The organism is Syntrophales bacterium (genome assembly GCA_026417625.1).
In the GTDB taxonomy this organism is placed as follows: domain Bacteria; phylum Desulfobacterota; class Syntrophia; order Syntrophales; family UBA8958; genus JAOACW01.
The window spans coordinates 208,090-223,194 of sequence record JAOACW010000002.1 but is presented as its reverse complement, the minus strand read 5'-3'; the positions used below and the strand labels follow the sequence as shown (position 1 = coordinate 223,194).

General features: G+C 42.8%; 12 protein-coding genes. 1 reads left to right on the top strand and 11 read right to left on the bottom strand.

All coding sequences use genetic code 11. The annotated features are described in order from the left end of the window. Positions 1-6: 6 nt before the first annotated feature. The 10 genes from N2317_02605 to N2317_02560 form a co-directional block, all read right to left on the bottom strand. Positions 7-1,191: an efflux RND transporter periplasmic adaptor subunit gene (locus N2317_02605; GenBank protein MCX7816389.1), complete on the bottom strand. Its 1,185-nt coding sequence runs from the start codon at positions 1,189-1,191 to the stop codon at positions 7-9. Then, positions 1,191-1,760 carry a TetR/AcrR family transcriptional regulator gene (locus N2317_02600; GenBank protein MCX7816388.1) on the bottom strand — a complete coding sequence of 190 codons (570 nt, stop codon included), beginning with the start codon at positions 1,758-1,760 and terminating at the stop codon, positions 1,191-1,193. Before N2317_02600 ends, N2317_02605 begins: the two co-directional genes overlap by 1 nt. A gap of 259 nt (positions 1,761-2,019) precedes the next feature. After that, on the bottom strand, positions 2,020-3,519 hold the full coding sequence (locus N2317_02595) for a B12-binding domain-containing radical SAM protein (GenBank protein ID MCX7816387.1): 1,500 nt from the start codon (positions 3,517-3,519) through the stop codon (positions 2,020-2,022). A gap of 8 nt (positions 3,520-3,527) precedes the next feature. Then, positions 3,528-4,745, bottom strand: coding sequence for a DegT/DnrJ/EryC1/StrS family aminotransferase (locus tag N2317_02590; GenBank protein MCX7816386.1), 1,218 nt, complete (start codon positions 4,743-4,745; stop codon positions 3,528-3,530). 38 nt (positions 4,746-4,783) lie between these two features. Next, on the bottom strand, positions 4,784-5,824 hold the full coding sequence (locus N2317_02585) for an alpha-ketoacid dehydrogenase subunit beta (GenBank protein MCX7816385.1): 1,041 nt from the start codon (positions 5,822-5,824) through the stop codon (positions 4,784-4,786). Between the two features lie 6 nt (positions 5,825-5,830). Then, positions 5,831-6,805 carry a thiamine pyrophosphate-dependent dehydrogenase E1 component subunit alpha gene (locus tag N2317_02580; GenBank protein ID MCX7816384.1) on the bottom strand — a complete coding sequence of 325 codons (975 nt, stop codon included), beginning with the start codon at positions 6,803-6,805 and terminating at the stop codon, positions 5,831-5,833. After that, positions 6,802-7,875: a GHMP kinase gene (locus tag N2317_02575; GenBank protein ID MCX7816383.1), complete on the bottom strand. Its 1,074-nt coding sequence runs from the start codon at positions 7,873-7,875 to the stop codon at positions 6,802-6,804. The genes N2317_02580 and N2317_02575 overlap by 4 nt, the downstream gene beginning before the upstream one ends. A 42-nt stretch (positions 7,876-7,917) precedes the next feature. Further along, entirely contained in the window at positions 7,918-8,655 is a 738-nt protein-coding gene (locus tag N2317_02570; protein ID MCX7816382.1) for a nucleotidyltransferase family protein, read from the bottom strand. A 33-nt stretch (positions 8,656-8,688) separates the two neighbouring features. Next, positions 8,689-9,627, bottom strand: coding sequence for an NAD(P)-dependent oxidoreductase (locus tag N2317_02565; GenBank protein MCX7816381.1), 939 nt, complete (start codon positions 9,625-9,627; stop codon positions 8,689-8,691). A gap of 21 nt (positions 9,628-9,648) precedes the next feature. Further along, complete coding sequence (locus N2317_02560; GenBank protein MCX7816380.1) at positions 9,649-10,554, bottom strand: glycosyltransferase; 906 nt, start codon at positions 10,552-10,554, stop codon at positions 9,649-9,651. 520 nt (positions 10,555-11,074) lie between these two features. Here N2317_02560 and N2317_02555 point away from each other — a divergent pair. Beyond that, a complete protein-coding gene (locus tag N2317_02555) occupies positions 11,075-13,324 on the top strand; it encodes a heavy metal translocating P-type ATPase (protein MCX7816379.1) in 2,250 nt (749 codons plus the stop codon). Positions 13,325-13,412: 88 nt separating this feature from the next. On the opposite strand, the gene N2317_02550 is transcribed toward N2317_02555, so the two are convergent. Beyond that, the gene (locus N2317_02550) at positions 13,413-15,104 is read right to left on the bottom strand and encodes a radical SAM protein (GenBank protein MCX7816378.1); all 1,692 of its coding nucleotides are present in this window, start codon (positions 15,102-15,104) and stop codon (positions 13,413-13,415) included. Between the last annotated feature and the right edge of the window lies 1 nt (position 15,105).

The window sequence follows — 15,105 nt, the reverse complement described above, 5'->3', positions numbered from 1 at the left end:
CACCTACTACTTTGCAGATACAGGTGATGGTGAAGGAGCCGCGCTCCAAGGTACAGGTTTCACGGGAACACCTGGTCTTACCCTGATTATACCTTCCACAATAACTTGATCACCAGCTTTAAGTCCTGAAGATACCAGCCACTTATCCCCTATGGCCCTTTCCAAAACAATTAGACGCACCTGCGCTCTGCCTTCCGGGTCAACCACAAACACATAGGGGTCACCACGATAGTTCCGCTGAACCGCCTGTTGGGGTATGAGTAAAGAGTTTTTGTTAACCCCTTCTTCAACAAGGGCCCTCACAAACATTCCGGGGAGAAGTATGCCTTGAGGGTTGGGGAAAACAATCCTGAGGATTACTGAACCCGTAGATGGCTCAACAGTTACATCACGGAACTGAAGCCTGCCCGTCCATTGATACGGTGTACCATCTTCCAGAACTAGACGAACATTATCTTTGTTTCCGCTCCGGGAAGTACTCTGAACCATTTTTTTCAGGCGCATCATATCCGCTGTGGACTGTAGTACATCAACATAAACGGGGTCTAATTTCTGGATAGTTGTCAAAGGTACCGGTTGATGCGCCGTAACCAACGCCCCTTCTGTAACATTCGACTTTCCTATCCGGCCAGATATCGGCGCAGTTATCTTAGTATATCCTAGATTTATACGAGCCGTTTTCACTACAGCTCTCCAATACTGCACATCAGCCTCCGCTTGCCTTAGAGCAGCTGTTACATCGTCGTAATCCTGCTGGCTCACCGCCCTTGTGGCGAGCAACTCTCTCACTCTCTCCGCCTTTGCTCTTATCGCTGGCAGATTCGCCTCTGCTCTTTCCAGCGCGGCCTGAGCATTATCCAGGGCTGCCTGGTAGGGAGCAGGGTCTATTTGGTAAAGAACTTGACCTTCCTTTACATCAGAACCTTCTTGAAAAAGCCTCTTCAGTATAATCCCGTTTACCTGTGGCCTTACCTCAGATATCTGAGAAGGAACTACGCGACCAGTTAATTCCGTAACTATGGGTACGGTGGATGCTCTAACGTAAATCACACCCACTTCAGGGGGGGCTCCTGAGACTTGAGCAGCCTGCTGTCTCCCACAACCAGCATACAGTAGGGGAAACAGAAGTAAAAAAATAAACGTAATTGTCCCGCCAAGTGTATCTCTTAATACCTTCACCCTACTACACATCACTCCGCCTCACTTTGGTTTAACTTCCTAATTCCATCCCAACATGCCTCGATGCTTTTCATAACAAGTTCATCATCAAGTTCCAATAAACCACAGATATAATCTCTCGCCAAAACAATCAATGGACCGAAGGATAAAGCCACAAAAACGGCGACAGGCAGGTCCTTTAAAATCCCCTCAGAAACCCCTTCATCGAACAGCTTTAAAAAAATATCAGAATTGTTATTTGACCTGCGTAGGATCTTATCCCTCCGCTGGGAAACGCCATAGGGCGAATTGTAGTACTGTTCCAGAAACCGAAAGTGTAAGGGATGTGACATGAAATGTTTAAGCAAAGTAAAACACAGATGAATGTACCTTTCCCTCAGGGTACGTCCCGAAGGGTACTTATCCATTAGAATTTTAAGTATGTATTCCTTGAGATCATCGTGTAACTTATTGATGAGAACATCCTTACTCTCGAAGTACCTATATATGGTACCCGCACCAACACCGGCTTTTTCCGCAATAAGTGACATAGGAGAGGCATGAAAACCACGTTCCGCTATAACCTCCAGCGCTGCACGCATAATTCTCTCTCTCTTACTCCCCTGAACCATAGAGACACATTTGGAATGAATGTTCGTTCCGTATCGTCCAATTTTTTTCTAAAGTCAAGCAGATTTTAAAAAGTGTCCACTCCAAGCATTTATCAAGAAGTAAAAGTATTGCTTTGGTCGGAGAAAAGAAATTTTCGTCGAAATTGAAGGAGTTTTCAGTGGGAGTCAAGCAACAGAGAAAAGTTTCATGTATAAACTCACTAAGACCTTATCACTAAGTGACCTGAAATCACTCCAACAATCGCCTCTTCAAACGTCTTTTAGTCATCTCTTCTATTTCTCTGACAGTGCTGATGCCAAATTTCCTTTCTATCATCGCAAGGTAACCACTGTCCGTAAAGTAACGGTGGAACGCTTCATCCCTGAAACGGAGTACCTCCCGAGGTGGTAAGTATTTGGTCGGTAAAGGTACGGTGTCATAGGAATGTTGAGCATATCCACCCCAGGAATCAGGCAAAGGCCAGCCATTCTTAAGGGCTCGTTCGTACAGTTTAGATCCTGGATAAGCCATAGCACAGTAGAAGTTGGCAAATTCGCAGTTCAAAGACAAAGCCATATCCAGTGTCTCATTCATCGTCTCTAGATCATCTTCCGGGAGTCCGAATATGTAGTTACCGATGATGTTTATATCCTGCCCCCTAATTTCGTTTACCGCTTTATAAATTTTAGAATTATCAACCCCTTTTTGAGAATCATTGCGTACCCTCTCGCTCGCCGATTCAATACCCAAAGCCAGCCATCTCACTCCTGCCATCCTCAACTTCTCCAAAATAGCTTTGTTCAGTGTATCGACACGAGCATAGGCCCATATGTTCAAATCGAAACCTCTCTCTATGAGCAAATCACATATGCCTTCAACATGCCTCCTGTTCAGTACGAATAGCTCATCAGCAAATTTTATATTGCGCACATTGTAAAGACTCACCAATGTCTCAATTTGAGAAACCACCGACTCAGGTCTCCAGAGTCGATAGCTATTTTTCTTCATGCCCAAGACACGCTCCCCACTTCTGAAAGGTGCCTGAATACAACAGAAATGACAGTTGAAGGGACATCCCAGGGTGGTATACAACGAGCCGTAAGGCTGCCGAGAAATATTTCCAAAGCAATGCCAGTTATGCGCCCTGTATCTTTTCATAGGTAAAAGATCCCAGGCAACCCCTGGCATTTCCCCATCTAGGTCCATAACAAGGGGAGCCGCTTCCGTTCTACAAATCTTCCCATCCTTCCGGTACCACAGCCCCCGGACCTTTTCCACATTATGACCGTCTTCATGAAATAAGGTCAAAAGATCCAAGATGGTATATAGACCTTCACCATCACATACATAATCAGTTTCTTCTTCCTCCAATGTCCTTTCCGGCAGAGCAGCTACGTGACCACCTAGAAGCGCTATCCTTATTGTAGGATCAGTTTCCCTTATCGCCCTGCATATCCTCCTTACACTAGGCATATTCTGTGTTGAGGCTGATGGATGGTGACCATAAACAACCACAACAACCAGCAAAGGATTTGCGTCATATATAGCTCGGGAGATCTCCAATGGCGTCAAACCTTCCGCATTCGCATCCACAATTGCCACAGAAAAACCTTTGGCTCTTATAAAAGAGGCTATCAACCCCGCCCAGACAGGGGGTTCAATGGCGGCCAAAGTATCTCCCAATTCTTGATAGGCCTCTGAGCGATTGCCAGGATTTACAAGAACTACGTCAATATCGTGCCTTCTCATAGAAAACCCTAATCCTGGTACTTTTCTAAAAACTCTCTAATCACCTCTATTACATAATCCATATGTTCTATAGTCAGATCCTGGTGAACTCCTATGTGAATTCCATTCCTACCTATATATTCCGCATTGGGAAATTGCCCCAGTGAGTAGCCAAGATACGCAAAACCAGGACACTGAGTGGGCATAGAAGCAAATAGGGTCCTAGTTTCAATTCCTCTTTCCTCGAGATAACGGGCCAATTGTGCTCTCGTGAAAGAGGCATCTTCCTGCACAACAATGGGAATCGCGTGAGGTCCAATACTCTCCCACGGATCCTCCCTGATGGTTGATAAGTAAGGATTAAACTGATCAAACTTCGAGATGAAATACAAAAGGTTTTCTCTTCTCCTGTTTACTATCTCGTGATACATAGCCAACGAACCAATTCCAATTGCAGCTTCAAGCTCGTTCATTTTGCATGAATATCCAATCCTTTCAAAGAAAAACCGGCGATCTTCGCCGTCTTCACCTTGAAACCGCTTCTTACAGAAAGAAGAAGTGACGTTTATAGCACATTCCTTACATTTACACGATCTTCCGTGCGATCTAAGTGACCGTAATATCTCTGCGTATTCCTCATTATCGGTCGTTACAATACCTCCTTCACCCGTGGTTATTATGTGTGCAATGTAAAGACTAAAAGCTCCCATATCTCCTAGCGTTCCAACAGGCTTCCCTTTGTAAAATGCCCCGTGCGCTTCTGCTGCATCCTCCACGACGAAAAGTCCATACTTTCCTGCAATACGATTTATCTCATCCATGTCTGCAGGTTTACCCATCAAGTGCACAGGCATAATTATCTTTGTCCTCTCCGTAATCGCATCTTCTATCTGTAAAGGATCGATATTGAGTGTATCCCTGCTTACATCTACAAAAACAGGTTTGTACCCCGCGTGAACTACAGCATTTCCAGTAGCAACAAAAGATAAAGCTGGCACTATAACTTCATCGCCCCTCTCTGCACCAAAATCATGAAACACCGCCAAGGCCAGGATATCAGCATCGGTACCGCTGCTCACAGCAACGGAACTTTTAACTCCTAAAAGTTCTGCAAACTTATCTTCAAACAAGCGCACGTATCTTCCACTGGATATCCTTCTTGCAGCAATGATTTCCTGGATCAAATCCTTTGCCGAATCAGTAATTGATATGGTTCCAAAAGGTACTTTCAACATCTCCTTAACCATAAAAATCCCTCTCTCAAAGAAACAAAATGTAACTGTTACTAACTATAGCTCATAACTTCCTTTACTGCAGCAACAATATCTTCTGCTCCTCTATAAAATGCCTTCTCCAGTGTATAACCCGCAGGAGTTGGCACATCAGGACAAGCAACCCTACGCACCGGTGCTTTTAAAAAAAGGAAGGCCTTTTCTGCAATTAATGCCGCAATTTCAGCTGTTACCCCCCCTGTTTTCCATCCTGTATCAGCAATTACAACCCTACGTGTTTTCGCCACCGAGGAAATTATAAGTTCCTCATCTAGAGGACGAAGGGTACGAGGGTCGATAATTTCAATCTCCACTCCCTCCTCCGCAAGCTTCTGAGCTGCATAATAAGCCTCTGTCACCATGTATGAAACAGCAACCACTGTTACATCATTTCCTTTCCGCCGAACGACACCTCGCCCTATGGGAACAAGATAGGGTTCCTCTGGAACTACACCGATGTGTCGAAAATTGTACCTATGCTCAATAATCAAAACAGGATTATCATCAGCTATCGCAGCAAGCATCAACCCTTTTGCATCGTAACAGGTACTTGGCATTATTAGCTTTATGCCCGGAATATGCATAAACAGACCCTGAATTGCTTGGGAATGTTGAGCTCCCGATCCCCATCCTCTTCCAATACATGACCATACAACTAACGGTACACAGACTCGACCTCCAAACATGTAATACCACTTCGACGCGTGATTCACCAATTGATCCATAGCAAGGAAAAGAAAATCTGGCCTGTTATGGAAATAGACAGGACGCATACCCCCAATAGCCGCTCCTATGGCAATACCAGTGAGTGCATTTTCAGCGAGTGGTGTATCGAAAACGCGATTCTTTCCGTGCTTTTTATGTAGATTCAATGTTGTACCAAACATGCCTGCAGGATCATCAACTCCCTGTCCCATAACAAAAACACGCGGATCTATGGTAAGAGCTTGATCCAGTGCTTCACGAATAGCTTCCACATAGGAAATACGTCGCTCACCTCTCATAGTGTCGCTAAATGGCTCATTACGCTCTGCAGCAATGCGGGTCCATGGCATAACCTATCACTCCTTGAAGAGATACAATTCTAGATCCTCTTCCCGTGGTAACGGACTCTCTCGAGCAAAGCTAAACGCTTCTTCAATTTCCTCACTGATTTTTTTCTCCATAATCTCAATATCAGCTCGGGAAATAATCTTTTCTTTTAGGAGTTTTGCTTTAAATCTCTTTATCGGACATCTCTTTTCCCATTTTCTAATTTCTCCCGCAGTTCTGTAACCCAGCTTCTCATCTGAACCAGCACCGGCATGACCACGTAAACGGTAAGTTCTACACTCGATTAACGATGGCCCCAATCCTTTCCGTCCCCTCCTCACCGCCTTGAAGGTTGCTTCATAAACAGCTAAAACATCATTCCCATCAATGATGCAGGTCATCATTTTGTTAGCGGGTGTGCGATGAAAAACCACATCACCCCACTGACGTTGAGAAACATGAGAACATACAGAATACTCGTTGTTCTCATATATATAGATAACTGGTAGCCGTTTCAACACTGCAAAATTCACGCTCTCATATAAAACCCCCTCATCAGCTGCACCATCACCAAAGAAGACAACACTTACCTTGTCCTCACCTTTCATAACAGAAGCCAAAGCCAAACCAGTACCGATAGGTATCCCTCCACCGACAATTGAAGAGCTACCCATATGACCACAAGATGTGTCAACGAGATGCATTGACCCCCCACGCCCCTTTGAGCACCCTGTCTCTCTGCAGTAAAGCTCGGCAATGAGGGCTTTCAAGTCTCCACCTTTCGCCAGATAATGACCATGCCCTCGATGATTGCTCGAAATATAGTCATCTCTCCTTAGGGCTGCACATACACCAACTGCTACTGCTTCCTGACCTATACAGAGATGGACCGGTGTCTTCATTTCGTCCAGGTGGTAAAGTGATTCAATTTTAAGTTGCACAAGGCGAATGCGAAGCATCTCATAAAATAGCCTTCGAAGAAACTTTCTTGAATACGCGATCATATCTTTTCCCCATTCTCAATGAACTCGCGTTCTTCAAAAACCTCCACCTTTTTGCTACGTCTTTCTAGGTCGAGTTCCGTGTAGTCTTCCTGCGGATCATTAAAGATCACCTGACTGCCCCTATAATCAAAGGAAAAAGGAACGTAAACAAGCTTCTTAAGGCGCTCCCGAACAACTGGCCGCTGCTCAGGTGGAACAAAAAGAAGCATAAATCCTCCCCCACCAGCGCCAAGTAACTTTCCTCCAATGGCACCAGCGGAGAGAGCCGTTTCGTACAATTCATCCACATAGTGATTGGTGACTCTATCACTCAAATCTTTTTTTACCATCCACGCCTCGTGAAGAAGTCTTCCGAAATCCTTTATATCGCTAGAACTATTAAGGATACGCAAACCCTCCTCCACAAACTCAGACATGCGTATCAAGTGATTCTCCACACTACCGAGCTTATTAACGTACGTTTCCGCAATTTTTGCGGCCGTCCTTTTAATACCTGTGTAGAACAACATAAGGTGAAGCTGCAGGTGCGATATTCTGTCTTTCGAAATGGTAATTGGTGTTACATTGAACTCGTTAGCCTTAAAAGTTATGTGATTAAACCCACCATATGCGGCCATAATCTGATCTTGAGAACCCACAGTTTCTTTCAGGATATTCTGTTCTATGTGAATACTCTCCCTGGCCAATGTTTCCTTATCTACCATTCTTCCCTTTAAGGCATAAAGAGCGTGTAACAATCCCACTGTAAATGAGGAGCTGGATCCGATACCACTCCTCGCCGGGAGGTCGCCATCATGATGAATCTCAATCCCCCTCTGTATATCCATATACCGGAGGATTTCCCTTACAGCAGGGTGTTGAATCTCATCTATGACCGAACAGTTCTCTATTTTAGAATACACAACACGAATACGATGTTCAAAAAATGGGGGAAGGTATCGACACGTTAAATAACAGTATTTGTTGATTGCGGCAGCTAAAACAGCCCCACCGTTTCTCTCATACCACGCTGGATAATCCGTCCCGCCGCCAAAGAAAGATATTCTAAAAGGGGTTCTAACAATCACCATTTCAGTTTTACAGCACCTGGTTTTCTTTATGCACTGGCAAAATCACCCATATGAGATTTTAGCAAAAGAATCAAAAAACTCTGAAGCCCTCTTGTAATCCTCAGGTGTTCCTATATCTATGAAAGGTCCTTGAACTATGTACCCACATATTCCAGTTAAATAAGGAAACACATCCTTCTCCAGAGAGCAGTTTTGATTGAAAGGAATGGACTCAACAACACTCCGCGACATAAGGTACACCCCCGCGTTAATTAACCCCCTCCTTGATTCACCCTCCTTTTCCGCAAATTTAACAATACGCGAGGTTTCATCTAAATATAAAGTTCCATACCGAGAAGTATCTTCTACCTCTATTGAAACTACAGTAACTTGAGAATTCTTCATCCTGTGAAAAATCAATAATTCACGAAAATCAAAATGACAGTAGGAATCTCCGTTCAGCACAAGTATTTCTTCCGTTTTGATAAAGGATTCAGCATTCTTAAGAGCTCCAGCTGTCCCAAGAGGTCTTTCCTCTATTGAATACGATATTTTAAGATCACCGTACTTGTCCCCTATCAGAGATTTGACCTCTTCTCCCTTCCAGCCTACCAATATTACCACTTCTTCAATTCCATTTCTGAGTAGAAGATCGAAAATGTATGTAATAAAAGGTCGGCCTTTTACTTCGGAAATGACTTTCTGCCGATCAGAAATCACCGACTTCAAACGAGTTCCCATCCCGCCTGCAAGAATGAAAGCTTGAACATCATCTTCTAAAAAACGTTTTTTATTCTCCAAAACGCAATTCCCTCCTACAATAAGGGTAAATTGTTACACATTCCTGAACTTTCCTCTGACCAGCATTTTATAACCAACGATGAGCTCCCTAATGCCATCATCTATCGTAATCTTCGCTTCAAAACCGGCATCCCTCAACCTTTGGTTTGATACAATGTAGTTTCTTTTATCTGGATCACTTCCCACATCTGAAAAGTGAATATAAAAATTGGGTATATGTTTCTTAACTCTTAAAGCCAATTCTTCCTTGGAGAGATTTGCTTCATCCAATCCTACATTGTAAGGCTTACCAACCATTTTCTCAGCATTCTTTATACAGTGAATGAAGCAATCGGCAACATCCCGAACATGGACATAATTTCTTTTGAAATCTTTCTCAAAAATCACGATGTAACCCTCTGTAACTGCAGCATAAACAAAGTGATTTACAAGAAGATCTATTCTCAACCTTGGAGACATTCCAAAAACCGTTGCAAGCCGCAAAGTTATAGTATTTTCACTATCTAGTAGTACTTTTTCGGCTTCAACCTTAGTCTGCCCGTACAGAGTAATCGGCTCTAAAGGAGTCTCCTCAGTGCAGTAGATGTCACCCGATTTTGTTCCGTAACCACTGTTTGTCGTAGGAAATATGACCAGCTGACTATTACTGCGAATTCTATTCAACATACATATGGACTCATAATTCACCGACTTTGCCAGCCACGGATCTCGATCACATGCAGGTGCTCCCACAATAGCGGCAAGAGGAATCAATACGTCAACCTGACCAACTAACTTTCTCATTAGTGTTTCATCTCTAACATCACCATGAACAAATTCGAAATTTCTGTTTGCACAGAGATGGAACAGAGAGGTCTGCCTGTACATAAGATTATCCAGTACCGTGACCTTAAAACCTTCTCTCAACAAATGCTCACATAAAATAGATCCAACATAACCCGCACCGCCGGTTACAAGAACTTTCATCGACATATGTCACAACTCCCTTCGCCTTTATAGTTTCTCCAAAAACTCCTGAAACCTTTTCCTTATCTTTTGTTTTACTTTGTATTTATACACCTTAACCATTATCTCACCCAAGTCTCTTCGACGGACCTCATCTATAATCTCAGAATCCCCATCTCTAAAATAATGTGTAACACTACCTTTTAACAGCAAAATTTTGTATTTATCAACAAGTCTTCTGTAAAAATGCGAGGCTTTATCCTCCAAATCATAAAGACGGATGCCCCGCTGATTTTCATGTTTCCTACCGTAATTTGCGATAATCGGAAGAAAAAAAGGGAGATATCCCAGCGTATTAAACCTGTAGTTAAACCCCCAAGCAGGATTTAAACTGAGTAGATCCTCATCCCCCCGCTTTGGAAAACAGATATCAAACACTCTGCGTCTGACACAATAATTACCTTCGGGAAAACCAAAACCTGTAGCCAACCAAAAGGGAAGAAACTCCTTTTTTTGAGGTGGGCTTCTGTCCAAAAACTCCACAAAATGAATTTTCCCCAAAACTCCATCGGATGACATACGCTGGGGAAGCCCCCAAACCAAAGAAATATCCCGATCACTCTCTAGAATATCCACACACATCCTAAACCAATCTTTGTGAAGAAAACCATCGGTTACACAGCACTGAATGATATACCTTCCCCTTGACATGGAGAAGGCCTTTCTGTACGCTTCAAGAATGGTGTTCTTGTCCGTTTCTCTTTCGGAAATCCACTTAATATGGCTGTACGATTCCAGGATCTCAATCGTCTCATCTGTTGATCCACCATCCACAACAATATGTTCCCAATCGTCATAAGATTGGGCTAATATAGATTCCACTGTCGCTCGAAGGTACTTCCCATGATTTAGAGACGGCGTGATTACAGATAAAGTAGGTTCTTTGCCATTCATGCTTCAGATTTTAAATAAACCCCTCTTTTGTATAATGGAACACTTTTTAAAATGGCCAACTAACGAATTACAGCTCACGGAAAATTGCAATTTTCATTTTGGAATGTCTGTATAAACACCATCAAAAGTAAAAATTCAAGATAAAAATTCGGCGCCAAATTAAGTTAAAATAAAAACTCCGTAAAAGCTTCCCAAAGTGGATACGAACATTGTTATCAAACAGATATAAAGGCATTACATGATGAGATACCAAAGGCAGCATCTTCCATCTGATATCAAAGAAGAAAACGTAAAAACGATAGCAGAAGTATTACCAGAAAGAAAAAAATATATTCAATTTTTTCCTGCCCACCAGGTAAAAAAATTAAGACTTCAGACAATTCCAATATGAAAAGCCTAAAATCAACCCCTAAAGGAGAAGCGTATTGACCGGGGAATCAATTTAAAGAAAGTCTATACAAAAGAATTGAAAAAACATGCGATACGCTTTAAAGACTAACCCATGATTGACAGCCGAGCTATGAAACAAGATGTCTTAAAAATATCAGGCATGCGTTGCGCCGCATGTGCAGCCAATATCGAAAACGTTTTGAGAAAAACGCACGGAATGAAGTCTGCAAACGTCAACTTTGCATCTGAGAAAGTCTACTTGGAGTTTGATCCTACAGAAATCAGTATTGCCAAAATACGAGAAATAATAGAGGATCTTGGTTATCGAGTGTACACTGAAACATTTGAGGAAGAAGAAAAGAAATTTTTCGAAGAAGCAAAAGCCGAAGAAACGAAGAAGCTTAAAAAACGCTTTATTTTCACCCTCATTTGCAGCCTACCCATCATGTATATTGCTATGGGTGAGCATTTGAATGTCCCCATTCCTGAACTTCTGGAATTATATGGGGATCTAATTCAGCTTGTACTTACGACTGCTGTTATTATCGCCTGTGCGGAAATTTGGATTAGCGGCTTGAAGAATTTGATCCGCCTGTTACCAAACATGGACTCGCTCATCTTCATAGGAACAGCCACTTCTTACTTCTATAGTTTGATAATTTCAATAATGGAACTTTCGAAAACAAAAGTAGACGCTCCTATCTACTACGAGAGCGCTACTCTAATTCTAGTCTTTATATCCTTCGGAAGATATCTAGAAGGGATAACAAAAAGCAAAACAAGCGAATCAATTGAAGCATTAATAAATCTTCAATCCAAAGAAGCAACCATAATAAAAGACAATGAAGAGATAAAAATCCCCATCTCCAAAGTAGTAGTGGGTGATGTCATCTTGGTCAGACCTGGTGAAAAAATTCCCGTTGATGGTGTTGTTATCGATGGTTATTCCTTTGTTGATGAGAAAGCGATTACCGGAGAAAGCATACCTGTAGAAAAGAAAAAAGGCAATAAAGTAATTGGCGCAACAATTAACAAAACCGGTATTTTGAAATTCCGAGCAACAGGGGTTGGAAAAGATACAGTACTTGCACAGACTATAAAAGCAGTCGAAGACGCAATGAGAACGAAACCACCCATACAGCATTTGGTGGACAAAGTTTCTTTCTATTTCGTCCCGTTCGTAATAGGTATTGCCGTTCTATCTTTTGTCGGATGGATTCTGTATGGCAAATCCTTCGCTTTTTCTCTGCAGGTTTTCGTAGCTGTATTGATCATTGCCTGTCCTTGCGCATTAGGTTTAGCAACACCAACCGCTGTCATAATGGGTGTAGGTCTCGCAGCAAAAAATGGCATCTTAATAAAGAGTGGCAAAGCACTAGAAATCGCAAGAAGTGTAGACACTGTTGTGTTTGACAAAACAGGAACCTTAACAAGAGGCGAACCCAGCGTCACTGATATTATCCAAACCGATGATATTGAAAAAAACTACATTGTACAATTAGCTGCGTCTCTAGAAAAAAATTCGGGACATCCCCTGGCTCAAGCAATTGTTAACAAAGCAAAACAAATGAAAATAAATTTATTGGAAGCAGAAAAAGTTCAAGTTATGCCAGGCTACGGAATTTCAGCAGAATTAGACGATAAAAAAATCTTTCTAGGATCAAAAAAATTGATGTTAGACAATTTAACTAATATACCCATTGCACAAGATGCAATAACCTCTTTGGAAAACCAGGGAAAAACAGCGATCTTTTTGGCTCAAAACGGAGACATTATCGGCATTATTGCGGTTGCCGATACTCTTAAAGACCACGCAAGAGAAACAGTACAGATGCTCAAAAAAATGGGCAAAAAAATAGCAATGATTACCGGGGACAGCAAAATAGTCGCCGAAAATATAGCACAACAGGCAGGCATAGATGAGGTAATTGCTGAAATACTACCCCATGATAAATCAGTCGAAATAAAAAAATTACAGCAAAAGGGACATGTTGTGGCAATGGTTGGCGATGGTATCAATGATGCACCAGCCTTGGCTCAAGCTGACTTAGGTATAGCTTTAGGTTCTGGAACCGATGTGGCAATTGAAACAGGAGATATTATACTGCTCAAGGATGATTTACGGGATGTGGTAACGGCACTTGAATTGAGCTCATATACCTTCAAAAAAATCAGCCAAAATCTTTTCTGGGCCTTTTTTTACAACATTACAGCCATTCCAATCGCCGCTGGTGTCTTGTATCCATTCACTGGCTGGCTTTTGAATCCATCAATTGCAGCCGCTGCTATGGCATTATCATCTCTTAGCGTTGTTTCTAATACACTTCTAATGAAAAATTTCAAATCGGAAAAACCCTTAATAATTGTGGAAAGAGCTTGAACAAATTACCGTAGGTCAATAAATTGGGTAGGCAAGATCTTTCAGCGAAAAAGAGTGGATCGTAATCCGAGGGTTAATAGCAACCCTATTACCCGATCAAAACCATAATTTTTTCCATTTCCTCAAGCAGGTATGACTTTTCCACACCATGATGAATGAAATACCAGGGAAGGAACTCCTCTTTATCTTTGAAGCGATACACGAAAAAATCAACATCGAAGGATGCACGACGCAACGCTTTTCCCCAACTCTCCCCATTGTGAACTGCCCATAAAATCTCACCCACTCTCCGATCTCCCGTTGAAAATAAAGCTTGGATATAAGCCTCCCGAACCGGCATGGGACGAACATCAAACTCTCTTCTTCCAGTTAGAGCAGATTCGATGTAACGCACCTTTTTTTCCGTTTTTCTAACATTATCCAGGGGGAACCACTGCATGGGTGTCCCAGCTTTTGGTACGAAGTAATTTACACTGACGGTTATCTTGCGGAATCGCAACTCTTTACCTTCTTTTTTCTTTGAATTCCCACCGAGAATCTTCACAATTCTCACAATATCCTCTACATCCTCTTCTCTCTCTGATGGTAAACCCAGGAGAAAGTAAAGACGCAGGTTCAGAATACCATACTCCAAAAGTGTATCGGCCATCTGCAGTACATGCTCTTCCGTTATGTCTTTCTTCACCAGGTCCCTCAATCGCTGTGAACCCGCCTCCGGTGCAAGAGAAAGGGTGTCAACACCGCCTTCAGCGAGGAGTTCCACCATCTCCGCCTTCAGAGCATCTACACGAAGGGAGCTCACGGCAATCCTTCCCCCACTGTTGAGTATAAAACGGCACATTGTAACCAAGTCTGGATGGTCAGATACAGCCGTACCGACAAGCCCCACCCTATTAACCACAGAAAGACCATTAGAAACTACACCCTCCAAACTACCCCAGCGTCTGAAGCGTGGTGGTCGATACATAAAACCCGCCGCGCAGAATCTACACCCCCGGCGACAACCTCTGTTCACCTCTATGAGATACATGTCTGAGAAAACAGTATCAGGAGTTACAATTGCCTGCGCCGCAGAGCACAAATTAAAATCAGAAGCATAAGGTCTTCTCACCTGCTCAGGTAAAGATTTATCAACCGGGAAGAACTTTTTGATTTTGCCATCCCCTCCATACTCCACCCGGTATAGTTCCGGTACATACACACCCTCCACACATCGCTGGAGCTCCACAAGAATCTCCTGTTTGTTCCTTTTTACCTTCCACAAATCAAGGAGACATCTGACAAAAGATGGCAAAACACCCTCCGCTTCCCCCAGGAGGAATAGATCGATAAAATCGGCCAGTGGTTCAGGATTCATGGTCACTGCAATTCCACCAGCCATTATGAGAGGCTCTTCCTCACCTCTTTCTGATCTACGGGGATTTATACAACCCAGCGACAGAATCTTTAACACTCCTGGATAGTCGTTTTCAAAAGAGAGGGAAAATGCGATAATATCGAAATCCCTCAGGGGTCTCTGTGATTCAAGGCTGAAAAGAGGTAAAGATCTCCCATAGAATCCCTCTTCTTCGGCATCGGGTAAAAAAACACGTTCACACAGTACCGTCGGGAAGTCATTGAGCAGCCGGTAAACGGCATGAACTCCAAGGTTACTCATGCCAACTGGATACGAACTGGGATAGGCTAAACAAATCCTTAGACACTCTCCCCATATCTTCCGCACATAACCTCTCTCCCGCAAGAGGCGATCACGGTATTTTCTTTTCAACTCCCAGGACATA

What these genes read in the sequence shown, in the direction of transcription:
- N2317_02605 (MCX7816389.1), bottom strand. Translation starts at nt 1,191, where the DNA reads ATGTGTAGTAGGGTGAAGGTATTAAGAGATACACTTGGCGGGACAATT.
- N2317_02600 (MCX7816388.1), bottom strand. Translation starts at nt 1,760, where the DNA reads ATGCGTGCAGCGCTGGAGGTTATAGCGGAACGTGGTTTTCATGCCTCT.
- N2317_02595 (MCX7816387.1), bottom strand. Translation starts at nt 3,519, where the DNA reads ATGAGAAGGCACGATATTGACGTAGTTCTTGTAAATCCTGGCAATCGC.
- N2317_02590 (MCX7816386.1), bottom strand. Translation starts at nt 4,745, where the DNA reads ATGGTTAAGGAGATGTTGAAAGTACCTTTTGGAACCATATCAATTACT.
- N2317_02585 (MCX7816385.1), bottom strand. Translation starts at nt 5,824, where the DNA reads ATGCCATGGACCCGCATTGCTGCAGAGCGTAATGAGCCATTTAGCGAC.
- N2317_02580 (MCX7816384.1), bottom strand. Translation starts at nt 6,805, where the DNA reads ATGATCGCGTATTCAAGAAAGTTTCTTCGAAGGCTATTTTATGAGATG.
- N2317_02575 (MCX7816383.1), bottom strand. Translation starts at nt 7,875, where the DNA reads ATGGTGATTGTTAGAACCCCTTTTAGAATATCTTTCTTTGGCGGCGGG.
- N2317_02565 (MCX7816381.1), bottom strand. Translation starts at nt 9,627, where the DNA reads ATGTCGATGAAAGTTCTTGTAACCGGCGGTGCGGGTTATGTTGGATCT.
- N2317_02560 (MCX7816380.1), bottom strand. Translation starts at nt 10,554, where the DNA reads ATGAATGGCAAAGAACCTACTTTATCTGTAATCACGCCGTCTCTAAAT.
- N2317_02555 (MCX7816379.1), top strand. Translation starts at nt 11,075, where the DNA reads ATGAAACAAGATGTCTTAAAAATATCAGGCATGCGTTGCGCCGCATGT.
- N2317_02550 (MCX7816378.1), bottom strand. Translation starts at nt 15,104, where the DNA reads ATGTCCTGGGAGTTGAAAAGAAAATACCGTGATCGCCTCTTGCGGGAG.